Origin of the sequence: Streptococcus sp. 210928-DFI.4.42 (assembly GCF_020554365.1) — a bacterium.
GTDB lineage: Bacteria > Bacillota > Bacilli > Lactobacillales > Streptococcaceae > Streptococcus > Streptococcus parasanguinis_S.
In genome coordinates this window covers 17534-44523 of sequence record NZ_JAJCHF010000004.1, presented here as the reverse complement: position 1 = coordinate 44523, position 26990 = coordinate 17534, and the positions used below count along the sequence as shown (strand labels likewise).

Below are 26990 nucleotides of genomic sequence, written 5' to 3'. Positions count from 1 at the left end.
TTTTGGAGGACACAACATGTCAACTACAATTATCGGTTTCCCACGTTTGGGTGAATTCCGTGAATTAAAATTTACAACTGAAAAATACTTTAGAAAAGAAATCTCAGCAGACGAGCTCTTGGCAGCTGCTAAAGACTTGCGTGCTAAACATTGGAATATCGTTAAAGAACAAGGCATCTCAGAGATTCCTTCAAATGACTTCTCACATTACGACAATTTCCTTGATGCAGCCTTCCTTTTCAACGTCGTGCCTGCATCTGTTCAAAACTTGGATTTGACAGACCTTGAACAATACTTCGCTTTGGCGCGTGGTTACCAAGGTGAAAAAGGGGATGTCCGTGCCCTTCCAATGAAAAAATGGTTCAACACCAACTACCATTACATCGTTCCTAAATTTGAAAAAACAACAGAAGTGAAATTGGCTGGTCACAAGATTTTTGATGAGTATCAAGAAGCCAAAGAATTGGGGATCAACACTCGTCCAGTAGTGGTTGGACCATTCACTTTCCTTCAATTATCTGACTTTGAAGATGGTGTGAAAGCTGAAGACTTCTTCGACAGCCTGGTTGCTGCTTACCAAGAAGTCTTTGCTAAATTGGCTGAGCTTGGTGCGACTCGTATTCAACTCGATGAGCCAGCTCTTGTTAAAGATTTGACAGCCGAAGAAAAAGCTCTCTTCTTGAACCTCTACAACAAACTCTTGGCTGACAAGAAAGGTCTTGAAGTCTTGATCCAAACTTACTTTGGTGATGTTCGTGATGTCTACAAAGACCTTGTAAACTTGCCAGTAGATGGTATCGGTCTTGACTTTGTTGAAGGGAAGAAAACGCTTGAATTGGTGAAAGGTGGCTTCCCAGCTGATAAGACCCTTTATGCTGGTATTGTCAATGGGAAAAACATCTGGCGTAACAACTACGAGAAGAGTCTTGCAATTCTTGAACAAGTTCCAGCTGAAAAGGTTGTCTTGACGACTTCTTGCTCCCTTCTTCATGTGCCATTTACAACGGCTAACGAAGATTTTGAACCAGCTATTTTGAACCACTTCGCCTTTGCGGTTGAAAAATTGGGTGAATTACGTGACTTGGATGCCATCCGCAATGGTCAAGGAGCAGAAGCTCTTGCTGCCAACAAAGAACTCTTTGCAACAGAACGCGTTGGAGCAAATGCTGAACTTCATGCTCGCATCGCAGCTTTGACAGAAGCAGACTACACTCGCTTGCCAGCCTTTGCAGAACGGGAAGAAATCCAAAAAGAAGCCTTCAAGCTTCCAGCACTTCCAACCACTACCATTGGTTCATTCCCTCAAACTAAGGAAGTACGTGCCAAACGTTTGGCCTTCCGTAAGGGTGAATTGACTCAAGAAGAATATGATGCCTTCCTTGCTGAAACGATCGACGAATGGATCAAATGGCAAGAAGAAGTTGGATTTGACGTACTTGTACACGGTGAATTCGAGCGGAACGACATGGTTGAGTACTTCGGTCAAAACTTGTCTGGTTACCTCTTCTCTAAAAACGGTTGGGTACAATCATACGGTATGCGTGGGGTGAAACCACCAATCATCTGGGGAGATGTGACTCGTCTCAACCCAATCACAGTGAAATGGTCTAGCTACGCACAAAGCCGTACAGACAAACCTGTTAAAGGTATGTTGACTGGGCCTGTGACCATTCTTAACTGGTCATTCCCACGTGAAGACATCTCTATCAAGGATTCTACTCTTCAAATCGCTCTTGCTATCAAGGATGAAGTTCTTGACCTTGAAGCTGCAGGCGTGAAAATCATCCAAATCGACGAAGCTGCTCTTCGTGAAAAATTGCCACTTCGTCGTAGCGACTGGTACGAAGATTACCTTGACTGGGCGATTCCAGCCTTCCGTTTGGTACACTCAACTGTAGCTCCAGATACCCAAATCCACACTCACATGTGTTACTCAGAATTTACAGATATCATCCCAGCGATCGACAACTTGGATGCGGACGTTATCTCATTTGAGGCTAGCCGTTCAAACCTTGAAATCTTGGACGAACTCAAAGCGAAAAACTTCCAAACAGAAGTTGGACCTGGGGTTTACGATATCCACTCACCACGTGTCCCACAAGACGGTGAAATTGATCACACTATCGAAGCGATCTTGGCCAAAGTACCAAGTGGCAAAGTTTGGATCAACCCTGACTGTGGTTTGAAGACTCGCGGAATTAAAGAAACAAAAGAAAGCTTGATCAAGCTGGTTAATGCCGCTAAAGAAGCGCGTGAACACTTGTAAGAAATGTTTCGAGGACCTTCTATCATCGTGTAGAGGGTTTTCGAATCGTTCCCTTATCCTAGAAATAGTGGCTCAGAGTTCTTGATCAAAGAAACAAAAGAAAAGGATAGAATATGTCACAACACACACCGTCTCTGTCATTTGAAGTTTTTCCTCCAAATCCTGAAGTAGGCAATGCCAAGCTCTTACGTGCCTTGGCAAATATGCAGGAGTTAGCCCCTCACTTCATTAGTGTGACCGCTAGCAATAATAAATACAATATCAAAGAGACGACGGTTGCTTTAGCCAATTACATTCAAAATGAATTGTCTATTCCGACAATTGCTCACTTGCCAGCCGTCTATTTGAGCAAGGAAAAAGTGGCCGATACTCTTCATGAGTTAGATGAAGTAGGAGTTCATCGGATTTTGGCTCTGCGTGGGGATATTATCCCTGGTGTGGAACCTTTAAAAGACTTTCGTTATGCAACGGATCTGATTGAATTTATTAAAACAGAAGCGCCCCATTTTGAGGTAATTGGTGCCTGCTATCCTGAGGGACATCCAGATTCTCCAAACCAAATTTCAGATATTCAAAATCTTAAAAAGAAGGTAGATGCAGGGTGCTCTAGCTTGGTCACTCAACTTTTCTTTGACAATGAGCGTTTCTATGATTTTCAAGATAAGTGTACCTTGGCTGGGATCAATGTTCCTATTCATGCAGGAGTGATGCCGATTCTCAATCGCAATCAGGCCCTTCGCCTCCTTAAGACTTGTGAAAATGTTCATATCCCACGGAAGTTTAAAGCGATTTTAGACAAGTATGAGCATGATCCAAAGTCACTCAGAGCAGCAGGACTTGCCTATGCAGTCGATCAAATCGTTGATTTGGTCACTCAAGATGTGGCAGGTGTCCATCTTTACACCATGAACAATGAAGATGTCGCTTACCACGTCTACCAAGCAACAAAGGCTTTATTTGCTCATCAACCGAATTTTGAAGTGAATTAATCAACACTTTTAGTAGGAAGTGTAGAGATTGAGAAAGAATCGTTCTCAGTCTCTTTTTATTTGGATAAATTACTTGCTAAAAGCCAACTTTTTTTTTATAGTATTAATATGAAGTTTTTGGAGGCGCTTGCAATGAAGAAAGATCTCACGTTAAAGTTATTTGGACCCCCTAAGGTTGTTTTCAATCAGAAAGATATTCGGTTTTCTTTCTCGAAGATGGAGGCCTTGCTTTATTACTTGGCAGTCATGGGCCAGGTCAACCGAGATGAAATCGCCGGTATTCTTTGGGGAGATAAGGAAAACCAAGTAGCTCGCAAAAACTTACGAAATACGGTTTATCAAGCCAATAAAATCTTTGAAGGAGATATCATTGTCTCACCAAGCCGGAGTAGTTTGGCCCTTAATCCTGACTTGAATCTTTCGCTGGATGTTCAGCTCTTTGAAAGAGATCCACTAAGTGCCTTGGATCTCTATCGGGGAGACTTTCTAGAGGGCTTCTATGTCAAGGATGATGAAGACTTTGATCAGTGGGCATCTCGCAAACGAGATGCTTATAGGAAGCTCTATGTCGAAAGCTGCTATCAAAAAATTGAAAAGGTCGGTTTCGGAGATCCTGGTATAGAACTCTTGCTCCATCATTTGGTAGAACTGGATGAATTTGAAGAGAAAAACTACCAACTCTTGATGGAGTATTATAGCTTCCATCATCAGCTAGGAAAATTTTTCGAGACCTATTATAAGCTAGTCGATTTATTGGATCGCGAGCTCAGTGTGCGTCCCAGTCGAGCGATTGAGGAACTTTATCACTCCGTTTTGGAAGCCAAACGAACTCATAAACTGGCCAATCGCTTGAATATTCGTGAACTTTCTTTCTTTGGTCGGAAACAAGAACTCTCGCAACTCGAGGAATACCTTTCCTTAGTCGAGACAGGTGAAGCGGTAGGACCGTTTCTGGTGATGGGGCAATCTGGAACAGGTAAGAAACGTCTGTTGCGACAGTTGGTCTTGATGTCCAATCGCAGTTTTAACTTTATCAAGGTGGAAGGAAAAGCTACTAGTCAACGATACGAAGGAAGCAGCTGGAATGATCTCAGACAAGCGCTAGAGAAACTGGGGGATGAGATGGGGATTTCCCTTCTGGAAGAGGAGGATGATCTCATTTCTGTATGGAATCAGCTTCAAGGCCTTAGCAAAGAAAAACCGCTCCTGATCCTGCTTGAAAACGCCCAGTGGTTCGATGCAGTGTCTCTAGAAAAAGTGAAACAACTAGAGGAGAGAAGAAGTCAGGAGAAATGGCAACTAATTTTCACAGCGGAAGATCCCCTACCAGATTTCTTCGTCAACTTCTTGGGGGGCTTGAAGGTAGAGAAACGCTTGTCCCAACTAGAGTTGACCAATTTTTCCCCAAGTGAAAGTCGTGCTCTCTTGAAAGGGGAACTGGGGGCAATAGAGCCGGCAGTGATGGAGCAGATGGTTGAATGGAGTGAAGGCAGTCCGTTCTTGCTGTCCAGCTATATCGAAGAGTGGAAAGAAAATGAAAATTTAGAACCCTTGCCTGATATCATTCAAGCCTATCTTTCTCAGGAACTTGGGGATATGAGCAGTGAGGAAGAGGCTCTTCTACACTACCTATCTTGTTTTCATAAGCCAATTTCTCTGTCTATCTTGGCAGAATTGACAGCTACAGAGCTTCCTGTTTTGACAGAATTAATCGAGCCTTTATCTGAAAGAGCGATCGTTTCAATCGTAGAAGAAGGAGAGGCTCTCATGGTTCAATTTTGCAAGCAATTGGTAGCCATGTACTTTTACCATCTCCTCTCGCCAGCTAGACGGCGACTCTTCCACCAACAAATTGCGCAAAAATTGGAAGAAAGCTTAGAAGATGCGACGGACCTTCTTCTTTATAAGGAAATTGCCTACCAATACAAGCAATCCCAAAATCTTTTGCGTTCCATATCTTTTGAGTTGACCTATTTAGAAGAAATCCTTCAGCTGGAGCATGAGCTGTTTCCGATTTATTCCAAGGTAGATGAGGGGTTCCTATCAGATGGTACAAATAGCCATTTGGACATTTTTGGAGAGCTATCCCGCATTCGCCAAGAATTAGATAACCTCTTTTCAAGGCACCAAAGAGATAGAGAATACAAGCATTTACAACTGCGTTACTTGTACTTAGAAGGTCGCTATTTTATTCGAAGTGGGGAGTATCAAAAGGGGATTCATGATATCCAAAAAGTCATCTCCTATGCGCGGGAACTCAAGCAATCCGACTTCCTCTTAGAGGGTTATCGGCAAATCATTTATTATTGCATTCAAACGGAAAATATCTCTGAGATGGCCTATTATACAGATTTAGCTTTGGAAGATGCCATCCAAGCTAATAATCATGAGGTCATCGCGATCCAGTTGCGTTTGAAGGGCTTGTATCACCTGATGGTTGGGGATGAGGAGCAGGCAACCCGGCATCTGTATCGCTCCATTGATTGCTTTAGTTTGACCAATAGCATGCAGGCCAAGTATGCCATTCAAATTGCGGCTTCTTTGGCCTATCTCGCTGAAATCGAGCAAATTAGGGGCCATTTCCAAGTAGCTGTCACCCACTTAGAAGAGGTTCTGCGTTTGGTGGGAGATCAAGCTGTTGATTCCGTCCGTGTCGTCTTTGATATTGATCTTGGGATCGCCTATTATTGGAAGGGAGATTTGATCCAAGCTCGCCGCTGTTTTGACAGAGCTCAGAAGATTTTGTCCAGTGTTCGCTTCCCTTGGAAGGAAGAATTGCTCGAATTTTACCAATCCTTAATTGCTTGTCAGCAAGGAGATCAAGAAAAGGTTGCGGCTTATCTGGCTCGAAAAGAAAGGACGATGAAACCATCTGCTAATTCACGGGATAAGGGGATGGTTCATTATCTATTAGCTTTCTTATCTGATCAAAAGGAGAAAGGAGAAGAGCTCGCTCCTGCCCTGAGCACCTTCTTGAAAGAAGATAAGAATTACTACAAGAAGGTGGCAGAGCAACACTTGAATCCCTACAGAGATCGTCATTTTCTTAAAAAATTAAAAGACCTGTAGTGGCTCTTGCCTAAATCATAAGAGAGGGCTAAGTGGCCTGTTCTCCTTTCAGGCAAAGATCATTGTGCCTGAAAACGAAGAAAAAGCATAGAAATACCCTAGCAATGGGTGTTTCTATGCTTTTTATGTGTGTAGAAATCTTCTTAGTTCAGTTTTTGTTGCGCCAATATTTGGGTCAAGTAAAAGATAAAGGTCGCAGCAAGGTTTGAAGTATGGTTGTCAATATCATGAGGAGGAGAAACTTCCACGACATCAAATCCGATTAGCTTACCACTAGCAGCAATGTGTTGGAGAAGCAGGAGGGCTAGTTTAGGATCGACACCAAGCGATTGGATGGCGCTAACACCAGGAGCAGAGCCGACCGCAAAGCAATCCATATCAATAGACAGATAGATCGCGGTTTGGTTTTCTAAAAATTGATCGATTCGATCCAGAATGGCTTGGTGGCTCATCTGGAAGAGATCTTGGCCAGTTAAAAAATCAATGCTTGGTGTTTTAGCAACGTAATTAAAGAGGAAGAGGTTATTATTGTGCTCTTGGATCCCCAGGATGAGGTAAGGGAAGTCCTGACCTTTTTCTTTAGCATGATCAGCCATTTGACGAAAACCTGTTCCAGAATTGGGACCGGTTTGGTCGTAAGGTCGCAAATCAAAGTGGGCATCCAGATTGATCACAGCCAGTTGTTCATCTTTTTCTAAACTGGATTGAATCCCTAGATAGTGGCCGTAAGCAGTTCCGTGACCGCCTCCTAGGACAATGGGTTGGATCCCTAATTGGTACATGCGCTGGATCGCTTGTGAGAGGCTTTCTTGGAGTTCTTCTAGTGAATGGTTAGGCCCGTCAATATTTCCCACATCATACACTGTCACATTGGTTCCCCAGTGCCATGGAAGTTTAGCGATTTGAGAACGGATGGCTGTAGGACCCTCGACTGCTCCTACACGCCCATTATTGATATAGACTCCTTTGTCGCTCTTAAAGCCGATGATCCCAAAGGTCATCCCCTCAAATGGTGTGAGAGTCTCGTCGTTTAGGTCTAAAAATTTGGTGACCATTCCCCATTTGGCCGTGTAGGGATTGTCCTCGATGCTACCTTGGTAGTAGCTGTAGGTCATTGGATAGTAGTTTGTGAGCAAGCTTGTCGCCTCCCTTATTTTTCTGAAAGCAGGCAGAGGCTGAGAAGATCGCCAGCCTCTGTTTTGCTTTATTCTTACTGTATCAGTATTGAATGCTTAAGTCAACTGCTTTTTCGATGGTTGCTAAGAATTCTTCGCTTTCGACAACAGCAGATGCTTTATTAAGTTCTTCAAAGATTTCGATATCTTTGTCAAATTCAATGAAGTTCAGTTTTTGACGAATCAGCTCATAAGCTGGTTTTGTACCTTTACCAAGTTCATGATTTTCTGGCTTGAGATCCAAGGCTTGGCAAGCTGCCATGATTTCAGTAGCAACGATGCGACGGGAGTTCTTAAGAATTTCAGCCGCTTTACGAGCTGCTGTTGTTCCCATGCTGACGAAGTCTTCTTGGTTTTCACAAGATGGGATAGAATCGACACTAGCTGGGTGAGACAAGATTTTGTTTTCAGATGCAAGGGATGCACAAGCATACTGGGTAATCATGAAGCCTGAGTTGAGTCCAGGGTGTTTAACCAAGAAGGATGGTAATTTACTAAGCTGGCTGTTGACCAAGCGTTCCACCCGACGTTCAGATACGTTTCCGATTTCAGAAAGGGCGATCCCTAGGAAGTCAAATGGTTGTGCCATTGGTTCTCCGTGGAAGTTCCCGCCGGAGATGACGTGGCCTTCTTTAGTAATAATTGGATTATCTGTCACAGAGTTGATTTCGATTTCAACTTTTTCTTTTACATAAGCAATAGAATCCTTGCTAGCTCCATGGATTTGAGGGATACAACGGAGTGTGTAAGGGTCTTGGACCCGTTGTTGGGTTGCTACCGTTGTGTTCTTGCTTCCTTCAAGGAGGTTGCGGATATTGCGAGCGGTTGCCAATTGTCCACTTTGAGGACGGATGGTATGAAGGTCTTCTTCAAATGGACTGGTAATCCCATTGTGGACTTCCATTGAGAGAGCACCGGCAATGTCAGACAGTTTAAGCAATTGAATACCGTCGTAGGTTGCAAGAGCTCCGATACCGGTTAGAACGGTTGTACCATTGATTAAGGCAAGCCCTTCTTTGGCAGCCAATTGGATTTTTTCAATACCAGCTTGGTCGAGAGCTTCTTGACCGCTTAAGAGTTGCCCCTTGTAGTAGGCCTGTCCAAGTCCCAACATTGGTAAAACCATGTGAGATAGAGGAGCGAGGTCTCCAGAAGCTCCGAGAGAGCCTTTTTCAGGGATATAAGGAGTGACTCCTTTGTTGAGCAATTCTAACAGTTTTTCAACGGTTGACAGACGAATGCCAGAATAACCTTTCAATAGTGAGTTAATACGGATCAGCATGATGGCACGAACGGCATCTTCAGGAAGTGGATCACCGAAGCCAGATGAGTGAGTTCGAATCAGGTTTTCTTGCAGTTGAACAGTATCTTCTGGAGAGATGCTGACATTACAGAGGGAACCAAAGCCAGTGGTTACACCATAGACGACTCGTTTTTCCCGGACAATGTCATCAACGATTTTACGGGATGCGATAACGGCTTCTTTGGCTTGTTCATCAAGCTCACATTGGGCACCGTGCCGAGCTACAGCGATGACTTCTTCGAGTGTTAAGCTATTACCATCTAAATGAATCAATTGAGTCATATAAAACCTCCGATTATGAATAGTTGTTCTGTGGAAGTAGTGTTGTTTACTTCGGTTTGAATACCAAACATGGTCCCATTGTCTATTGATCATAAAAATTGAAAAGAGTCATAGAGAAAAGGGCTCAGGTTTGACATTCGTGGAGTCCTAGATGGGTTAGGGAGCAAAACCGAGCTTCGCTCCCTAACCCATCTACTGTGTAAAGAAAATTAGTGAGGAAGGGTTTTCGATTTATGTAGTTTGTCACCGTGGAAAACAAAGTAAAGTCCACTAGCGATTACTAGACCGATAGCTCCCCATACAAAGTTCATTAGATTATCCCCTGCAATCATCAAGATACTGATGACAACAGCCAAAATTGGGATAACTGGACCGAATGGCACTCGGAAGGTAACCTTTTTCTCTGGGTACATTTTTCTGAGTTTGAGCACTGCCAAAGCAGTCGGAATATATTGGAAGAAACGGAAAACAACACTGAAAGCTGCTAAGGATTCGAAAGATCCAGATAACAAGAGTAAGAATGCAAAGAAACCGGAAATGATAATGGCAATGACAGGAGCATTCTTGGAGTTTGTTTTTCCAAGTTCTGCTGGCAAGAGTTTTTCGTCTGCTAGGGCAGCACCGAAACGAGGGACCATGATGGATTCACCAATGTTTAGACCGGCAATTGAAATGAGGGCTCCGTAAGAAACGAGTGGAGCTCCGATAGGGCCAATCATTTCGACAAATGCATCTTGTACCGGTGCACCAGTTTGCATAATGCGACCACCAAGCATGGCGATTGTTCCAGCGATGATCAACATGTAGAGAACAGATACAATACTGATAGAACCTAGAATAGCGCGGGGAACGTTCTTTTCAGGGTTACGCATTTCCCCTGCAACGATAGACATGGTTTCAAATCCGATGAAACCGTAGAAGATGTAGACGGCTGTACTAGAAATAGAACTGAAGAGATTTGTTCCACTTTCCAATTGAAGGAAAGGTGTGAAGTTGCCCTTGCTTACCCCGCCAGGAATGAAGAAGATGGCAAAGAGCGAGAAGAGGACAATGGGGATTAATTTTGCAACAGTAGCTGTCAGAGTGAACATCTTAGAGGTTTTCAGACCGGCGATGTTCATCAGACTCAAGAGAATCAGCATACCGATACTGATCGGAAGGTTGTAGCCTTCAAATGCTGGGAAGGTGATGATGAAGATCTTAGCAAATCCGGCTAACATGGCAGCCCAAGCGATAACAGTAACGGCCCAACCGAGAATCCCAACGTTAAAGCCAACGAAGTCTCCGAAAGCGGCTTTTGAGTATTGCATGGCTCCACCGTTTTTGTCGAAGTAGCCAGCTGTTTCAGCCAGACAGGCTGATAGTAGCATGACGAGAATGGCAACCCCGAACATGACAGCTAGAGAAGCTGGTCCGAGGCCAGAATAAATTTTTTGAGGAAGGAGGAAGATACCAGATCCGATTACGGCGTTGATACCGTAAAGAGTGGCACCGCTAAAGCTGAATTTCGCTTTTTCTTGTTCCTCAATCGACTGTTTATGTGCTCCGTTCATAATGTTTCTCCTTTGTGAACATTATTGTAGTCCAGTCCAGATAGCAATCGGTTGCTCCCCAGACTGATGGGGTAAAAACGTGATTGTCATCTCTTGAAGAGGAGATGCTTGTTCGATCACCAGGAGCTCGTGAGTTTGGAGAGTTTGAGAATGATTGTTTCCCCATTCGAGTGTTAGTGGACAGAGAGCGTAGATCAATTGATAGCGACTCTGACTTTTGACACTCTCTTTTGGGGATATAGCACTCATATGCCCCTGATAAGAAGGTTTGTAAATCAAATTAAAGTCTTGACAAGTCCCTTGGCTAGATACAGGATCTCCCCCATCAAAGAAGTAGCTTTGAAAGGGGTTCAAAACCACTTCTTTCTGTTGATGGTTGAGTCGAATGGAGGCATTCAAGGGCATCAAGATTCGGTGGTAGCCCGTGAGATCGGTAAAGTTACTTTTTTCAACCTCTACCGTTGCAGTAGAGAGGCGGAAGTCAAAGGTCCGATCTGGATAGCTTCCTCCCTCTGGGGAGAGAAAGAGTTGGGTGGTTTGGCCACCGGACCAGGTAGAAATTTGATAATCTGCGGGGGTAAGATGAAGGAGAGTCACCATAGGACGCCTTCTTTCTTAAAAGAGACCAGTGATATTGCCGTGGGCATCGATATCAATCTTTTCACTGGCAGGAACTTTAGGTAGGCCAGGCATGGTCATAATGGTACCAGTGAGAGCTACGATGAAGCCAGCTCCGGCAGCCACCTTAAGGTTACTGATTTTAACTGTGAAATCTTTTGGTGCTCCCATCTTCTTCGCATCGTCTGAGAAGGAATATTGGGTTTTGGCCATACAGATTGGGTAGTTTGAGAAGCCAAGAGCTTCCAATTCTTTGAGTTCGCGTTTGGCCGCTGGTGTTAAGCTGATGCCTTTACCACCATAGACTTTTGTGACGATCTTGGTCAATTTTGTTTCAATGCTGTCTTCTTCGTCATAGACATAAGAGAAGTGGTTTTCTTCTTGAGCCAGTTGAATGACTTTTTCAGCCAAGTCACGACCACCAGCTCCACCATGTGCCCAGACATCTGAAATGACCACATCTACATGGCGTTTCTTACAAGATTCATAGACAGCTTCTAGCTCTGCTTCTGTATCCAGTGGGAATTTGTTAATGGCAACGACCACTGGTAGACCATAGACTTCTTGAATGTTGGCCAAGTGTTTGTCTAGGTTTGGTAGTCCATCGATAACGGCTTGGACATTTTCGGTAGCCAAGTCTGCTTTGGCAACTCCACCATGCATCTTGAGGGCTCGGATGGTTGCGACGAGGACTACGGCAGCAGGTTTGAGTCCGGCAATGCGGCACTTGATATCAATGAATTTTTCAGCACCTAAGTCTGCTCCAAAACCAGCTTCTGTCACAACATAGTCTGCATATTTGAGAGCTAGTTTAGTAGCCAGCACACTGTTACAGCCATGAGCAATATTGGCAAAAGGTCCGCCGTGGATGATAGCAGGAGTATGTTCTAAGGTTTGTACCAAGTTTGGATGGATGGCATCTTTGAGGACGGCTGCCATAGCACCTCCAGCCTTGAGGTCTTTAGCTGTGACTGGTTGTCCTTGGTAGTTGTACCCAATAATGATGCGATCGAGGCGTTCTTTGAGGTCAAGGATATTTTCTGAGAGACAGAGAATAGCCATGATTTCAGAAGCCACGGTGATGTCAAAGCCATCTTCACGAGGAACCCCGTTTGTTTTTCCTTGAAGACCATCGACAATATGACGGAGTTGACGGTCGTTCATATCGACCACCCGTTTCCAGGTGATGCGACGAGAATCGATGCCCAACTCATTGCCGTGATGGATATGGTTGTCAATCAAGGCTGCAAGCAAGTTGTTGGCAATCCCAATGGCATGGAAGTCTCCGGTAAAGTGAAGGTTGATATCTTCCATTGGAACCACTTGGGCATACCCGCCACCGGCAGCTCCACCCTTGATCCCAAAAACAGGGCCAAGAGAAGGTTCGCGCAGGGCAATGACGGCTTTTTCACCAATAGCTGAAAGAGCATCGACCAAGCCAACAGAGGTGGTTGTCTTTCCTTCTCCAGCAGGTGTTGGTGAGATGGCTGTCACGAGGATTAGCTTTCCATCTTCCTTATCCTTGAGTTGTTCCAGTTGGTTGCTATCAATTTTTGCCTTGTATTTTCCGTAGAGCGAAATATCGTCTTCGGTCAATCCAAGTTCAGCAGCGATATCGGTGATGGGCTTCATTTGGACAGAATTGGCGATTTCAATATCCGATAAAACCATAGAATCCCTTCTTTCTTTATTTTTATTTGCTAGGTTTAAGATAGACTTTCTAAAATGGTTTGGTAAATGTTATCTGCAAGATCAGAACCGGTTTGGAGGAGTTCGAGTCCCTTGCTATGGTATTCTTGGACGAAGTCTTGGTCCTTGATTCCTGAAATGTTGATCAAGACATTGAGCCAAGCACCTTGAAGGCCAGCTTTAAGATTCAGAGCAGCTACCCCTAGGTCACTAGCCGCATTGGTGTTGGACTTGCCAACAGCTTCTTTGGTGGTTTCAAGAGCCTCAACGATGAGCTCCATCATAGAGAAAGGAGATACTGTCGCGTGTTTCAAAGCTTTTTGCATGGCTTCACGACGAGCGGCTTTCTCTTCTTCCGTTTCTTTTGGAAGATCAAAGACAGCTGATACGACGTTGAAAGCTTCTGTATCTTTATCGATGGCTTCTAGTAATTGGTCTTGGAGTTGAGCGCTTTTTTCATGAACCCCTTTGATGTGGTCTTCAAATTCTGCGTATTTTTTCTTTCCAATGGTCAGTTCACAGACCATTTTTGTAAGGGAAATCCCATTCGCAGCAGATAGAGCAGCAGCAGAACCACCACCTGGAGCTGGAGCATCTGAACCAAGAACTTTGGCAAACTCCGTAATACTTAAGTCAACTAGTTTCATAGAACTCCCTTTCTAACCCAACAAGTGATTTTCCAAGACTTGTTTGCTGTAGTCAAAGTCTTCTAATTGCAAGTAGTATTCAGCAGAGTCGATCAAAGCCTTAGCAGGAGCCAGTCCAATGAGTTCTGTTCCGATGATGCGAACACCATAGCGTTGCGCTTCGAAACGAACGGTTTCAACGACACGATACAATGGGAATTGTTCCAAGTTGACCATGTTGATGGAGACTTGGGCGATGTTGCGATCTTCTAGCATGACGCCGATCGCTTTACAGTACTTGTATCCACCGCTTGATCCACGAATGATTTTAGAAATCTTATTGGCAATCTCTAGGTCGTCTGTGTCAAGGTTGATATTGAAAGCAACGAGTGGCATACGGACACCGACAGCTGTAACCCCTGCAGTTGGGTGAATCTTGCGTTCACCGTAGTCTGGCTTCCAGTCTTCTTCCAACAATTTTTCTGGCATTCCTTCAAATTGTCCTTTACGCACTTTCGCCAAGTTCTTCCGTTCTGGGCGAGTTGCAGCATCTTCATAAAGGAAGATTGGAATACCTAATTCACGATTGATGCGTTCGGCTACTTTGTTAGCAATCTCAACGCATTCAGCTGTAGTGATATCCTTAACCGGAACGAATGGACAAACGTCTGTTGCCCCCATACGAGGGTGTTCGCCTTCGTGCTTGGTCATATCAATGTTTTCAGAAGCGTATTTCACCAATTGGAAAGCCACTTCTTGAATGCTTTCTTCATCCCCAACGAGTGTAAAGACGCTGCGGTTGTGGCTGGCATCGGACGAGTAGTCTAGTAAAGTGACACCTGGAATACTTTTTGCTGTAGCTGCTAATCCGTCGATCACAGCCTGATTGCGTCCTTCAGAGAAGTTTGGAATACATTCAACAATTTTTGCCATATGATTACCTCTTTTTATAGGAGAAGTTGGGGAGGAGGAGTCTTTGTATTTTCCTCCCCTTTCTCAGTTTTTATTTTTTGATGTTAAAACAATTTTTGAACGGCTTCTTTGACCAAATCTTCATCTGCCAGATAAGGAATGGTGATGTGGTCTGTTCCTGCATGGAGACGGTTGTACTCGATCGCTGTTTCGATAGCATGATCGTTCCGTGCCCAGTTCCGACGAGCAACCCCGCCCATGGTATCCCATGAAATAGCAGATTTGATAATTTCGTCGATTCGGTGACTACCGTCTAGGACGAGACCAAATCCTCCGTTGATGGCCTTACCGATACCAGTACCACCACCATTGTGGAGAGCAACAAGACTCATACCTCGAGCAGCGTTACCAGCGTAACATTGAACGGCCATATCACAAGTAACATTCGATCCATCTTTGATATTGGATGTTTCACGGAATGGAGCATCTGTACCAGATACGTCATGGTGGTCACGTCCAATCATGACCGGTCCGATCTTGCCTTGGCGAATGAGTTCATTAAATTTCAAAGCGATATTGACACGTCCCATACAATCTTGATAGAGGATACGAGCTTGCGTACCAACGACTAATTGGTTCTTTTCAGCATCGCGGATCCAGTTGTAGTTGTCGCGGTCTTGGTAGCGACGAGTTGGATCGATCGCTTCCATAGCAGCGTGGTCAGTTGCAATCAAGTCTTCGTGTTTACCGCTGAGGCAGACCCAACGGAATGGACCATAACCATAGTCAAAGAGCATAGGTCCCATGATATCTTCTACATAAGATGGCCAAATGAAGCCGTCCTTGTCATCCAAACCATTCTTAGAAATTTCCTTGATGCCAGAGTCGTAAACAGATTTCATGAAGGCATTACCATAGTCGAAGAAGTAGGTGCCCTTAGCAGTCAAAGCTTTAATCACTGCGAAGTGACGAGCTAAGGTTTCATCAACCAAGCGATGGAAGGTTTCTTTGTCTTCTGCCAGCAGACGTGTCCGTTCTTCAAAGCTAATCCCAACTGGGCAATAGCCACCATCATAAACGTTGTGGCAAGAGGTTTGGTCAGACAAGAGATGAACGTGGACATTGTGTTCATTGACATATTCGAGCAAGTCTACGATATTTCCATGGTAGGCAATAGAAGTAGATTCACCAGCTTCAAGGGCTGCTTGAGCCAATTTCACAGCTTCTTCGGCACTGTCGGTTACTTGGCTAATCCAACCTTGAGAGTGACGGGTTTCGATTCGAGAGCGGTCTACTTCTGCAACGATGGCAACAGCTTTTGCAATTTCAGCTGCTTTCCCTTGAGCTCCACTCATACCACCGAGACCAGATGAGATGAAGAGTTTACCAGTTAAGTCGCCATCATCAGGCACACCGAGTTTAAGACGTCCAGCATTAAGGAGAGTGTTGAAGGTACCGTGAACGATCCCTTGAGGACCGATGTACATCCAACCACCAGCCGTCATCTGACCGTAGTTGGTAACGCCCATCTCTTCAGCAATTTCCCAGTCGCGCATGTTGTCATACTCACCGATCAAGAGACCGTTGGTAATGATGACGCGAGGAGCTTCTGGTTTAGACTTGAAGAGGCCGAGAGGGTGACCAGATTCAACCACCAAGGTTTGGTCTTCTGTCATGACTTCTAAGTATTTCTTGATCAAGTTGTATTGCATCCAGTTGGCACAGACAGAACCTGTTTCTCCGTAAGTGACCAATTCATATGGATAAAGGGCAATTTCAAAGCTCAAGTTGTTGTCAATCATAACATGCATAGCCTTAGCAGCAGTGCATTTTCCTTTGTACTCATCAATTGGTTTTCCATAGATCCGATCTTTTGGACGGAAGCGATAGCCATAAATCCGACCGCGAGTTTTTAGTTCTTCCAGAAATTCTGGAATCAATTCTTGGTGGAATTTTTTAGGGATGTAACGCAGAGCGTTCTTAAGAGCAATCTCAGTCTGAGCTTGCGTTAAGCGGAAGCCTCTATCAGGTGCACGACGGATGCCTTCTTGAAAAGTTGCCTTTTCAGGAAGGACATCAAAGTCAAGTTTGACAGACATAGCAGCTGCAATTTCTTTATCGTCTATAAATGACATAGTAGGAACCTCCTTATGTGTAGACTATGAATTTATATTTTCTTTATTGTATCCAAGAAACGTCAATAAAGAGTCAAAAATAAATTTAATTTTTAATAAAGCAAAAAATAATGAGGGAGAAACTTTTTGACTTTTTTTTGACGCTTTTCCTGTAGAATTGTAAAATGAATAACAATGGAAATAGAAAGGAATGTTTTCATATGTCTGCTGATGTAATCTTAACCCACTTTAACCAGTTGTTTTGTCCAAATGATCTAGGCCATCCTCTCTATGGAAAAGAGATGGCAGAAGCGCGAATCCTATCCGATGCTTATATCGCTATTAAGGATGGAAAAATTCTTGCAGTTGGAACAGGTCAACCAGATCCAGAACTGATCGATGACCATACGGAAGTAAAATCTTGTGAAGGGAAAGTTGCGACTCCTGGTTTGATCGACTGCCATACCCACCTGGTCTACGGAGGTAGTCGTGAACATGAATTTGCGAAAAAGTTAGCGGGTGTTTCTTACTTAGACATCCTCGCTCAAGGCGGTGGAATTCTGAGCACTGTTCGGGCAACTCGTGAAGCATCTTTTGACAATCTCTATAACAAGTCCAAACGATTGTTGGACTATATGTTGCGTCATGGAGTGACCACCGTTGAAGCTAAGAGTGGCTATGGTTTGGATTGGGAAACGGAAAAACGCCAACTAGATGTAGTAGCTGCCTTGGACCGTGACCATGAAATTGATCTGGTTTCAACCTTTATGGCAGCCCATGCGATCCCGACAGAGTATAAGGGCCGTTCTCAAGAGTATTTAGATCTCATCATTGAGCAAATGCTTCCAAAAGTGAAGGAAGAAAAGTTAGCTGAATTCTGTGATATCTTCTGTGAAAAGGGTGTCTTTACAGCAGATGAGTCTCGCTATCTTCTGTCAAAAGCCAAGGAAATGGGCTTCAAATTACGGATTCATGCGGATGAGATCGAGTCCATCGGTGGTGTTGATGTGGCGGCTGAATTGGAATCTACCAGCGCAGAACACTTGATGGTGATTACCGATGAAGGTATTCAAAAACTAGCTGCAGCAAAAGTGATTGGCAATCTATTACCAGCCACAACCTTTAGCTTGATGGAAGATACTTATGCACCGGCTCGTAAGATGTTGGACGCTGGGATGGCCATTACCCTAACAACGGACAGCAACCCAGGGTCTTGTCCAACAGCCAATCTCCAGTTTGCCATGCATCTAGGTTGCTTCATGATGCGCCTAACTCCAGTAGAAATTCTCAATGCAGTGACCATCAATGCGGCCTATTCAGTTGATCGTGCTAAAACAATCGGCTCTTTCGATGTTGGCAAACAGGCCGACATTACCATCTTTGATGCACCAAATCTAGATTATCTCTTCTATTTCTTTGCGACAAATCTCGTGACAGATGTCTACAAGAAAGGTCAAAAAGTCATTTAACTGACTCCATTTCATTTGGGACTTTGCTGGTTTGCAAAAATCAGCAAAGTCTTTTTTTAAAACCTATCCCTGTAGGGAATGGAACCACTTTAGTAGGAAATTAAAATTTGACGTTCAAAGAATATTTTTCTTACTTTCTGATGTACAAAAAGGGAAATTCTTGATAGAATAGAAGTAATATTGAATATTTTCTTCAATATCATCTGTTTGATTGAAAACAGATTGTTTAAACTATTGATCAAACGAACAGGTTATTCAACAGACCTGTCTAGAAATTGTGAGGAGACAAGATGACTGTCGATTATAACAGCAAAGCTTACTTGGATAAAGTAGACGCTTGGTGGCGTGCAGCCAACTACATTTCAGCTGCTCAAATGTACTTGAAAGATAACCCATTGTTGAAGCGCGAAGTCGTTGAAAATGACTTGAAGGCTCACCCAATCGGACACTGGGGAACTGTACCAGGACAAAACTTTATCTATGCTCACTTGAACCGTGCCATCAACAAATATGACTTGGATATGTTCTACATTGAAGGACCAGGTCACGGTGGACAAGTAATGGTATCGAACTCTTACTTAGATGGTTCTTATACTGAATTGAATCCAAATATCCCACAAAATGAAGAAGGTTTCAAACACTTGTGTAAGATCTTCTCATTCCCAGGAGGAATTGCTTCTCACGCAGCGCCTGAAACACCAGGATCTATCCACGAAGGTGGAGAACTTGGTTATGCCCTTTCTCACGCTGCTGGTGCTGTATTGGATAATCCAGATGTGATTGCTGCCACAGTTATCGGTGACGGTGAAGGAGAAACAGGTCCATTGATGGCTGGTTGGTTGTCAAATACCTTCTTGAACCCAGTCAACGATGGGGCTATCCTTCCAATCTTCTACCTCAACGGTGGGAAGATCCACAACCCAACCATCTTCGAACGCAAAACAGACGAAGAATTGGCCCTCTTCTTTGAAGGTCTTGGTTGGAAACCAATCTTTGCGAATGTCACTGCAATTTCAGAAGACCACGAAGCTGCACACGCTTTGTTCGCTGAAAAATTGGATGAAGCAATTGAAGAAATCAAGAAAGTCCAAGCAGAAGCTCGTAAAGGTTCTGCTGAAGAAGCAACTCAACCAGTATACCCTGTCTTGATTGCTCGTATTCCTAAAGGTTGGACTGGTCCAAAAGCATGGGAAGGAACACCAATCGAGGGTGGATTCCGTGCTCACCAAGTGCCAATCCCAGTAGATGCTCACCACATGGAGCATGTCGATGCCCTTCTTTCATGGTTGGAATCTTACCGTCCAGCTGAATTGTTCGACGAAACTGGAAAACTAGTTCCGGAAATTGCGGAAATTGCACCAAAAGGTGACCGTCGCATGGCTATGAACCCAATCACAAATGCTGGTGTGATCAAACCAATGAACACAGCTGATTGGAAGAAACATGCCCTTCAATTCAACACACCAGGTGAAATCATGGCTCAAGACATGATCGAATTTGGTAAGTATGCGGCAGACTTAGTAGATGCAAACCCAGATAACTTCCGTATTTTCGGTCCAGACGAAACCAAATCAAACCGTCTTCAAGAAGTCTTCACACGGACAAGCCGTCAATGGTTAGGACGTATGAAACCAGACTACGATGAAGCCTTGAGCCCTGCTGGTCGTGTCATTGACTCTCAATTGTCAGAGCACCAAGCAGAAGGAATGCTTGAGGGATATGTCTTGACAGGTCGTCATGGATTCTTCGCTTCTTACGAATCCTTCCTTCGTGTTGTGGATTCTATGATCACTCAACACTTCAAATGGTTGCGTAAGTCTAAGACACATACAACATGGCGTAAAAACTACCCAGCCTTGAACTTGATTGCAACTTCAACTGTCTTCCAACAAGACCACAATGGTTACACTCACCAAGATCCAGGTATCTTGACTCACTTGGCTGAGAAAACTCCTGAATACATCCGTGAGTACTTGCCGGCAGATACTAATAGTTTGCTTGCAGTGATGGATAAAGCCTTCAAGGCAGAAGACAAGGTAAACTTGATCGTTACTTCAAAACACCCACGTCCTCAATTCTACTCAGCTGATGAGGCAGAAGAATTGGTTCGTGAAGGGTACAAGGTGATCGATTGGGCATCAACTGTGTCAGCAGATGAAGAGCCAGATCTTGTCATTGCAGCTGCAGGTACAGAGCCAAACCTTGAAGCTCTTGCAGCCATCACAATCTTGCACCAAGCCTTCCCAGAATTGAAGATCCGCTTTGTCAATGTTGTGGATATTTTGAAATTGCGTCACCCATCAGTAGATGCACGTGGACTTTCTGACGAAGAGTTCGATAAAGTCTTCACGACTGACAAACCTGTCATCTTTGCCTTCCATGGTTACGAAGGCATGATTCGTGACATCTTCTTCAACCGTCACAACCACAGTCTTCGTGTACATGGTTACCGTGAAAACGGAGATATCACAACACCATTTGATATGCGTGTGATGTCTGAGTTGGACCGCTTCCACTTGGCACAAGATGCTGCTAATGCAGCTCTTGGGGAAGAAGCATCCGCATTTGCAGCTCAAATGGATGAAACAGTTGCCTTCCACAATGCTTATATCCGTGAAAACGGAGATGACATTCCGGAAGTGCACAACTGGAAATGGGAAAATGTAAATAAATAAGAAAAAAAGTCGGAGCATTCCGGCTTTTTTTCTTATTTAGACCGTCTTTTACATTTCCACTTGCTTTTTTTGAAACAGTTAAGCGCTGTTTCATCAGTTTGTGGAAGTCTTCTATCCACAGAGGGTGAAATCACCTTGTGGATTGCATTGATGATGCCAGCGGTAAAAGAATTTGATATTTTTTTAAAAATATTTGATTAGCCCATCAGTAACTAGGTGAATGATTTCATAAAATAAAAAGAGTGCTGGAAAGTGGGATTGCTTGAGAAAGAAAATTACAAACGAATTCCAGTTTCTACAGTCAACCTATTTTTATATTTTGGTTGACCATTGAGGAGTTGTCTGGTATAATAGGTTAACCATATTTGAAAGTGAGGTTAACTAAAAGTGAAACAACATCATACTTTTTCAATTGTTCTTCCAGCCTTCGGAGCTGCTATCATTGCTTCCTTATCACAAATCATCATTCCGATAGGAGCGGTGCCCATCACCTTACAGACCTTTGCTGTAGGACTGGTGGCTGCCATTTTTAAACCGAGAGAAGCTACTCTTGCTGCTCTCCTCTATCTTATTCTCGGTGCAATTGGTCTACCCGTTTTCGCAGGAGGTAGCGGTGGTTTTCAAACCTTCTTTAGTCCAATAGCTGGTTATATACTTGCCTATCCCCTTTTCGCCTTTATCACTTCTAAACTGACCAATGCTGATACACCCATTTGGAAAATCTTTTTGGCTTTTGTTTTAGGAGATGTCCCAGTATTTGTCGGTGGAATTCTCACCCTTCACTTCCTTGGAAATATGGGTTGGTCTACAGCCGTAGCTGTCGGTTTGACACCTTTTATCATTCCTGACCTGTTAAAAGGACTCATCGTCTCTTTGGTGACTAAGCCAGTTTTAAAAGCACTAAAAGATCATAGCTACTTTAACTAAAAAAAGATTGAAGGCTCTGTTCACACGAACAATGTCTTCAATCTTTTTATTTTGCAAAATAAATGTCATAGTGCTTTGAGCAAGCTGGATTAAACCGACTGTGACAATGAGAGCAAGAGATAGACTTTTGATAGTTTTCAATAGTCATTTCATGTAGACAAACACCACAGATAACTACCTTATCCTGCCTTATGTGGCAAGGATAAGCTCGAAATCTATGATCCTCTATATGATCATGACATTGATAACAGGCATAATATTTTTGACAGTCATAGCATTTTAGAGCAACAATATCTAGTGGAGAATGATAGTGTTGGCACCTACTTTCCTTATCTACCAGGAGACCATGAATTTGTGCTACTGGTAGATAAGGAGTAGAAGCAATTGTCTTGCCCAGGACATCAGGTTCCTGCTTTCTGAGAGTTTTTCTAGTGATTGTACTTTTACTATTTTCCATTAACCACATTATAGCACAAATGATTTGTATTTTTAGGAGAAAAGTATAGTCGATTCACATGATTCATTGTGTCTATCTTATGCTTCTACGTAACAATAGTTTTCAGTTCTTATTTGATGAAACTTTAGGGACTGATTTTTTTTAACAATTTATAGATCTAGGAACTAAAGAAAAGACAGCTGGATATAAGTTCGGAAATCAAGCGTTTTTCTAATAAAATTGTAAGAGTTTCTAGGAAAATATTGAAGTAAAACCGAAAAAATAGTAAAATGGAAGAGCTGATTGCAGCAAATCAACTGTTCTGCATTCTCCTTTTTGGAGAAGTGTTCTACATTAGAAAATGGAGTATTCTATGAAGAAAAAAATTATCTTGAAAAGCAGTATCCTAGCGGTCGCTGCGGGTCTTAGTGTTTTTGCGATCAATAGCGTTTTTGCAGACGAATTGCCCGTACAGTTCATGGGCGTTAATGACTTCCACGGTGCCTTGGAACAAACAGGGACAGCTCGTTTAGAAGGCGAAACTGTGAAAAACGCAGGAACAGCCCCACTTTTGGCAACCTATTTGAACGATTCGCAAAAAGACTTTGAAACGGAGAATGCCGGAACGCCTAATGCCAGCATCCGTGTGCAAGCGGGAGATATGGTCGGCGCTAGTCCAGCCAACTCTGCCCTCCTTCAAGATGAACCAACTGTAAAAGTCTTCAATGAAATGAACTTTGAATACGGAACCCTTGGAAATCACGAGTTTGACGAAGGACTTGGTGAATTCAACCGGATCATGAAGGGAGAAGCCCCAACACCTGGTCAATTCAATAAGATCGTCGATGAATATCCTCATGAAGCTTCTAAACAAGAAGTCGTGATTGCCAACTTGGTCGACAAGGATACCAACAAAATCCCATTTGACTGGAAACCTTATACCATCAAAGAAATCCCAGTCAATGACAAGACAGTTAAGGTCGGATTTATCGGGATTGTTACGACAGAATTCCCAAATCTTGTCTTGCGCAAAAATCATGAACAATACCGTGTTTTGGATGAAGCAGAATCGATTGCTAAATATGCGCGTGAATTAAATGACCAAGGGGTTCATGCGATTGCTGTCTTGGCCCACGTTGCTGCCACTAGTAAGAATGGTGTAGCAGAAGGTCCGGCTGCAGAAATGATCAAAAAATTAAACCAAATCTATCCTGAAAACTCAGTGGATATCGTCTTTGCAGGCCACAACCACCAATATACAAACGGGATGGTTGGAAATACCTTGATCGTTCAAGGTACGTCTCAAGGGAAAGCCTACTCGGATGTCCGTGGAGTCCTAGATACAGATACAGCTGACTTTGTTAAAGCTCCAACTGCTAAAATTATTGCAGTAGATCCATCTAAAGGCAAAGCAAAAGATGCCAAGGTTCAAGCGATCATCGATGATGCCAATGCGACGGTTAAAAAAGTAACAGAAGCAAAAATCGGTACAGCAGACAAGGCTGAAAATATTACCCGTGAATTGAATGCACAAAAAAAAAGTGCTGTTGGAGATTTGGTCACAGCAGCGCAACTAGATATTGCCAAAAAATCAGGTTATCCAGATGTTGACTTTGCCTTCACCAACAATGGAGGAATCCGTGCAGACCTCGTGGTGAAACCAGACGGAACAGTAACTTGGGGTGCAGCTCAAGCAGTACAACCATTTGGAAATATCCTCCAAGTAGTAGAAATCACTGGGGACCAAATCTACAAAGCTTTGGACCAACAATATGATGAGAAAGAGCTTTACTTCTTGCAAATGGCAGGGATCAAGTACACCTATACAAAACCGGCTGATGCAACAGAAGAAAATCCATATAAGGTCGTGAAAGCTTACAAGGCAGACGGAACCGAAATTGATCGCAACAAGACCTACAAGGCAATTATCAACGACTTCTTGTATGGTGGCGGAGATGGCTTCTCAGTCTTCCGTGATACAAAATTGATCGGTGCCATTAATCCAGATACTGAAGTCTTTATCCAATACATCGAAGATGTGAATAAGGCAGGGAAGAAGTTGTCTGCTTCAATCTTGGGCAATAAGACCTTTGTGGAAAAAGTGGAAGAAGAAACACCTACTCCAGAACCACAACCAACCCCTCAACCAACTCCAGAACCAACTCCACAACCACAGCCAGCGCCAGTTGATCCAGTAAGTCCAGTTCATCCTGTAGCTCCAGTAACTCCTGTTACCCCAACTCCACAACCTGAAAGCTCAGTAACTCCAGCTCAACCAGCTGCAAGCGAAACAAAAGAAGTGGCAACAAACAAACCAGTTGCTGTCACTTATCATACGGGTGGACAAACAGAAGTAGCTGCTACACCAGCAACTGGTCTTCCAAAAACAGGTCAAGAAGAATTGGCTTCGACCGTCCTTAGCCTCTTTGGCATGACCTCACTAGCTTTAGCAGGATTTGTAGCCAGCAAAAAACGTGAAGGCTAAGTCGCTCATCCGTTAACTTACTCCAAAAAAACGTCCGTTCTATAAAGAAACGGACGTTTTTGATCTTAGGCTGTTTTCTCTACCCAGACACTGCGGACAAAGAAGAGGCTGATCAGAGCTAGTGCTAGAAAGGCAACTCCAAGGTAATAATAGGGTTGATCCATTGTAGTAGATCGACCAGAGAGGTTGACAATCCCTCGGTAGAGGGCCCCGGCTGTGAGCGTAGCCACTCCTGAATTCCAAAGATTGAGGCTCAGGCGAGAGAAGCCTTTCACCATCAACTGTAGAAGCACTAGTAAGGCGCCACCGATCAAAGGAATCAAGAAGAGGTAGTGCATGAAGGCAGAGGTTTCGCCAAAACTAAAGTGTTCGTAGATGCGACTTCCGACAAAGAAGAAAGCCGAGATAAGAATGTACCATAGGATGGTCTTTTTCAAGCGTTGTTTAATAGGATTAGTAACCGATGTAGACAATGTCACTCACCGCCCTTTCTGAGATAGTACCATTTGTTGTTGGTTTATTAATAACTTGGCCATTGAAGTAAAGGGTAGAAGATCCACCCCCGTCCAGGTTGTAGGCTGTTTTAACGCCATAAGACTTCATCACTTCTGCTAATTGGTAGAGAGACAGGCCTTCACTCTCTGAAGTCCGTCCGTCTGACACGACGATAATGTAGTGGTTTTCATCGATGATCCCAATCGCTGTCCGTGGATTTGACGCCATGGATTGTCCAACTTCTGAGTTCGTATCGACCGTAATCTCACCATTTTCAACCAAGGAAGGTCCGAAGGCAAGGAGATTGACGACCCCATCTTTGACCAATTGATCTGCAGAGATCTCATCTTCATAGATAATTTTGAAGGATCCATCCTTGTAAATGGCTAGGTCACCATTGCTTGAATCTTCCCGAACCGTATCGCGGTAGACCACTCCGTTTCGGATGACATAGCCGGTGCTATTAGCTCCGTAGTAGTCTCCATTGACGGCTAGAATAGCATTGTTCTCAGCTGCAGTGACGGAAGTCTTAGCCGTTACATTTGTCCCGTAGGTGTTTTGTGCAAAGGCTGTTTTGAGATAATCTGCCGAGCTGACTGTGATATCTGCAATGTAAACCTGGGTATTTTCAATCGTTTTTTCTGTTAGGCTCACCTGGATATTGTCATCTGAATAGCTAGTATCAGTCGTTGTAGCTGAAGCAGCTGCTTTTTTGGCTGCCTTAGTGTCCGTAGTAGTAGCTTTTACGGTTTGGATGGCATCGGATAAGACAAAGGTCTTGAGCATCGAGTAGCTAAAACTACTGGTCAAAAGAAGGCCAAAGCAGGCAGCATAGGTATAGGATTTTTTAAAGAATTTCATGGTGGGGAGCTGTCCTTTCTTTGAAGATTACTTTTTTCTGGATCACCCATGAGACCAGAAAGAGGAGGAAGCCAACGACAATTTTACTGATCAGGAGATTGAGCCCGAAAGCAGTATAGAAGAGTCGAATCAAGAGCGTATCGAGAATAAAGAGGCCGAGGGCTAGACCAAAGTAGCCACTTCCTGTTTTAGCGACGCTGTCTTTATTCTTAAAGACCAGGTGCTTGTTAGTCGAGTAGTTAAAAATGGAACTCGTCACACGAGCGATCCCGTTCGCTAGGAGAATGCGAAGACTAATGGGCACAGCCATCATCACGAAAAGGAAGAAAGCGTAGACCAGATAGTCAACGATAAAACTACTCAGAGAGGAGAGGGCAAACTTAAACATGTCCTTGTAGATCATGAGGCCATCTCGGATAGGTCGGAAGTGGGAACCTTCATTGTCATTGATGTAGACTGTTTCAATCGGAACTTCTAGAATGGGGAAGGACTTGCTTGCTGCAAGGAGAACATTCATCTCATATTCATAACGCTGTCCGTCAACCTCAAGCATGAAAGGTAACATATTTGTAGTGAAGGCCCGTAAGCCAGTCTGAGTATCGCTGACTGCCACTCCCGTTTGTTGTTTAAACAAGAAGCGAGTCAATTTATTCCCGAAAGCAGAACGTAAAGGAACTTTTCCAGAAAAGGCGCGTGCTCCTAGAATAAGTGTTCCAGGATGCTCTTGAGATTGGTTAACAACCCTGAAAATATCCCAAATTTTGTGCTGACCGTCTGCATCAGCTGTAACAATGCTTCCATAGGTGCCTCTTTCTAGGATGTAGGCATAAGCAGTCTTGAGTGCTTGCCCTTTTCCTTGGTTGTGCTCATGGGTCAGAACTGTCGCAAGACCCTCTAATTTGTCAAAAATCGCTTTCTTGTCAGCGTCACTCCCATCGTCGACCACGATGATGTGGAGATCGCTCTTAGCGTGGACCAAGCGAACCAGTTTGACAAGATTCAGATCCGGTTGATAGGCGGGGATGATAAGATAATTCATAATCGTT

At 43.7% G+C, this 26990-nt stretch carries 19 protein-coding genes; 7 read left to right on the top strand and 12 right to left on the bottom strand.

The features are described 5' to 3' along the window. Positions 1-16: 16 nt before the first annotated feature. From metE to LIZ08_RS02435, 3 genes are all read left to right on the top strand, one after another. The gene (metE, locus tag LIZ08_RS02445; RefSeq protein WP_227038185.1) at positions 17-2266 is read left to right on the top strand and encodes a 5-methyltetrahydropteroyltriglutamate--homocysteine S-methyltransferase; all 2250 of its coding nucleotides are present in this window, start codon (positions 17-19) and stop codon (positions 2264-2266) included. 113 nt (positions 2267-2379) lie between these two features. After that, positions 2380-3255 (top strand): methylenetetrahydrofolate reductase [NAD(P)H], encoded by an 876-nt coding sequence (metF, locus tag LIZ08_RS02440; RefSeq protein WP_003008657.1) that lies wholly within the window; start codon positions 2380-2382, stop codon positions 3253-3255. A 132-nt stretch (positions 3256-3387) separates the two neighbouring features. Further along, a complete protein-coding gene (locus LIZ08_RS02435) occupies positions 3388-6324 on the top strand; it encodes an AAA family ATPase (RefSeq protein WP_227038184.1) in 2937 nt (978 codons plus the stop codon). A 143-nt stretch (positions 6325-6467) separates the two neighbouring features. On the opposite strand, the gene hutG is transcribed toward LIZ08_RS02435, so the two are convergent. The 8 genes from hutG to LIZ08_RS02395 form a co-directional block, all read right to left on the bottom strand. After that, positions 6468-7460: a formimidoylglutamase gene (gene hutG, locus LIZ08_RS02430; RefSeq protein WP_024054987.1), complete on the bottom strand. Its 993-nt coding sequence runs from the start codon at positions 7458-7460 to the stop codon at positions 6468-6470. 82 nt (positions 7461-7542) lie between these two features. Next, on the bottom strand, positions 7543-9084 hold the full coding sequence (gene hutH, locus LIZ08_RS02425) for a histidine ammonia-lyase (RefSeq protein ID WP_003005267.1): 1542 nt from the start codon (positions 9082-9084) through the stop codon (positions 7543-7545). 209 nt (positions 9085-9293) lie between these two features. After that, positions 9294-10637 carry an APC family permease gene (locus LIZ08_RS02420; protein WP_227038183.1) on the bottom strand — a complete coding sequence of 448 codons (1344 nt, stop codon included), beginning with the start codon at positions 10635-10637 and terminating at the stop codon, positions 9294-9296. A 21-nt stretch (positions 10638-10658) separates the two neighbouring features. Continuing rightward, the gene (locus LIZ08_RS02415; protein ID WP_031576515.1) at positions 10659-11237 is read right to left on the bottom strand and encodes a HutD family protein; all 579 of its coding nucleotides are present in this window, start codon (positions 11235-11237) and stop codon (positions 10659-10661) included. A 15-nt stretch (positions 11238-11252) separates the two neighbouring features. Beyond that, entirely contained in the window at positions 11253-12926 is a 1674-nt protein-coding gene (locus tag LIZ08_RS02410) for a formate--tetrahydrofolate ligase (RefSeq protein ID WP_049497965.1), read from the bottom strand. A gap of 35 nt (positions 12927-12961) precedes the next feature. Next, positions 12962-13591 (bottom strand): cyclodeaminase/cyclohydrolase family protein, encoded by a 630-nt coding sequence (locus tag LIZ08_RS02405; RefSeq protein WP_023919035.1) that lies wholly within the window; start codon positions 13589-13591, stop codon positions 12962-12964. Between the two features lie 12 nt (positions 13592-13603). Next, positions 13604-14503, bottom strand: coding sequence for a glutamate formimidoyltransferase (gene ftcD, locus LIZ08_RS02400; RefSeq protein WP_003008641.1), 900 nt, complete (start codon positions 14501-14503; stop codon positions 13604-13606). 83 nt (positions 14504-14586) lie between these two features. After that, positions 14587-16617, bottom strand: coding sequence for a urocanate hydratase (locus LIZ08_RS02395; protein WP_227038182.1), 2031 nt, complete (start codon positions 16615-16617; stop codon positions 14587-14589). A 200-nt stretch (positions 16618-16817) separates the two neighbouring features. On the opposite strand from LIZ08_RS02395, the gene hutI reads away from it, so the two are divergent. The 3 genes from hutI (at position 16818) to LIZ08_RS02380 (ending at position 21667) form a co-directional block, all read left to right on the top strand. Then, positions 16818-18065 (top strand): imidazolonepropionase, encoded by a 1248-nt coding sequence (gene hutI / locus LIZ08_RS02390; protein WP_227038181.1) that lies wholly within the window; start codon positions 16818-16820, stop codon positions 18063-18065. A 290-nt stretch (positions 18066-18355) separates the two neighbouring features. Then, positions 18356-20740, top strand: a complete 2385-nt coding sequence (locus LIZ08_RS02385; RefSeq protein WP_049474088.1) for a phosphoketolase — start codon at positions 18356-18358, stop codon at positions 20738-20740. Between the two features lie 387 nt (positions 20741-21127). Continuing rightward, complete coding sequence (locus LIZ08_RS02380; protein WP_024054847.1) at positions 21128-21667, top strand: biotin transporter BioY; 540 nt, start codon at positions 21128-21130, stop codon at positions 21665-21667. A 46-nt stretch (positions 21668-21713) separates the two neighbouring features. On the opposite strand, the gene LIZ08_RS02375 is transcribed toward LIZ08_RS02380, so the two are convergent. Then, entirely contained in the window at positions 21714-22052 is a 339-nt protein-coding gene (locus LIZ08_RS02375; protein ID WP_080934958.1) for a CHY zinc finger protein, read from the bottom strand. Positions 22053-22476: 424 nt separating this feature from the next. Here LIZ08_RS02375 and LIZ08_RS02370 point away from each other — a divergent pair, with 424 nt between their 5' ends. Beyond that, positions 22477-24588: a surface-anchored 5'-nucleotidase gene (locus tag LIZ08_RS02370; RefSeq protein ID WP_227038180.1), complete on the top strand. Its 2112-nt coding sequence runs from the start codon at positions 22477-22479 to the stop codon at positions 24586-24588. Between the two features lie 65 nt (positions 24589-24653). On the opposite strand, the gene LIZ08_RS02365 is transcribed toward LIZ08_RS02370, so the two are convergent. Genes LIZ08_RS02365 through LIZ08_RS02355 form a run of 3 tightly spaced genes read right to left on the bottom strand, consistent with a single transcriptional unit; the run spans position 24654 to position 26983 of the window. Next, positions 24654-25061, bottom strand: coding sequence for a hypothetical protein (locus LIZ08_RS02365; RefSeq protein ID WP_227038226.1), 408 nt, complete (start codon positions 25059-25061; stop codon positions 24654-24656). Further along, positions 25042-25944 carry a phosphodiester glycosidase family protein gene (locus LIZ08_RS02360; RefSeq protein ID WP_049474087.1) on the bottom strand — a complete coding sequence of 301 codons (903 nt, stop codon included), beginning with the start codon at positions 25942-25944 and terminating at the stop codon, positions 25042-25044. The genes LIZ08_RS02365 and LIZ08_RS02360 overlap by 20 nt, the downstream gene beginning before the upstream one ends. Continuing rightward, entirely contained in the window at positions 25931-26983 is a 1053-nt protein-coding gene (locus LIZ08_RS02355) for a bifunctional glycosyltransferase family 2/GtrA family protein (RefSeq protein ID WP_049474086.1), read from the bottom strand. Before LIZ08_RS02355 ends, LIZ08_RS02360 begins: the two co-directional genes overlap by 14 nt. Between the last annotated feature and the right edge of the window lie 7 nt (positions 26984-26990).

What these genes read in the sequence shown, in the direction of transcription:
- metE (WP_227038185.1), top strand. Translation starts at nt 17, where the DNA reads ATGTCAACTACAATTATCGGTTTCCCACGTTTGGGTGAATTCCGTGAA.
- metF (WP_003008657.1), top strand. Translation starts at nt 2,380, where the DNA reads ATGTCACAACACACACCGTCTCTGTCATTTGAAGTTTTTCCTCCAAAT.
- LIZ08_RS02435 (WP_227038184.1), top strand. Translation starts at nt 3,388, where the DNA reads ATGAAGAAAGATCTCACGTTAAAGTTATTTGGACCCCCTAAGGTTGTT.
- hutH (WP_003005267.1), bottom strand. Translation starts at nt 9,084, where the DNA reads ATGACTCAATTGATTCATTTAGATGGTAATAGCTTAACACTCGAAGAA.
- LIZ08_RS02420 (WP_227038183.1), bottom strand. Translation starts at nt 10,637, where the DNA reads ATGAACGGAGCACATAAACAGTCGATTGAGGAACAAGAAAAAGCGAAA.
- LIZ08_RS02415 (WP_031576515.1), bottom strand. Translation starts at nt 11,237, where the DNA reads ATGGTGACTCTCCTTCATCTTACCCCCGCAGATTATCAAATTTCTACC.
- LIZ08_RS02410 (WP_049497965.1), bottom strand. Translation starts at nt 12,926, where the DNA reads ATGGTTTTATCGGATATTGAAATCGCCAATTCTGTCCAAATGAAGCCC.
- LIZ08_RS02405 (WP_023919035.1), bottom strand. Translation starts at nt 13,591, where the DNA reads ATGAAACTAGTTGACTTAAGTATTACGGAGTTTGCCAAAGTTCTTGGT.
- ftcD (WP_003008641.1), bottom strand. Translation starts at nt 14,503, where the DNA reads ATGGCAAAAATTGTTGAATGTATTCCAAACTTCTCTGAAGGACGCAAT.
- LIZ08_RS02395 (WP_227038182.1), bottom strand. Translation starts at nt 16,617, where the DNA reads ATGTCATTTATAGACGATAAAGAAATTGCAGCTGCTATGTCTGTCAAA.
- hutI (WP_227038181.1), top strand. Translation starts at nt 16,818, where the DNA reads ATGTCTGCTGATGTAATCTTAACCCACTTTAACCAGTTGTTTTGTCCA.
- LIZ08_RS02385 (WP_049474088.1), top strand. Translation starts at nt 18,356, where the DNA reads ATGACTGTCGATTATAACAGCAAAGCTTACTTGGATAAAGTAGACGCT.
- LIZ08_RS02370 (WP_227038180.1), top strand. Translation starts at nt 22,477, where the DNA reads ATGAAGAAAAAAATTATCTTGAAAAGCAGTATCCTAGCGGTCGCTGCG.
- LIZ08_RS02360 (WP_049474087.1), bottom strand. Translation starts at nt 25,944, where the DNA reads ATGAAATTCTTTAAAAAATCCTATACCTATGCTGCCTGCTTTGGCCTT.
- LIZ08_RS02355 (WP_049474086.1), bottom strand. Translation starts at nt 26,983, where the DNA reads ATGAATTATCTTATCATCCCCGCCTATCAACCGGATCTGAATCTTGTC.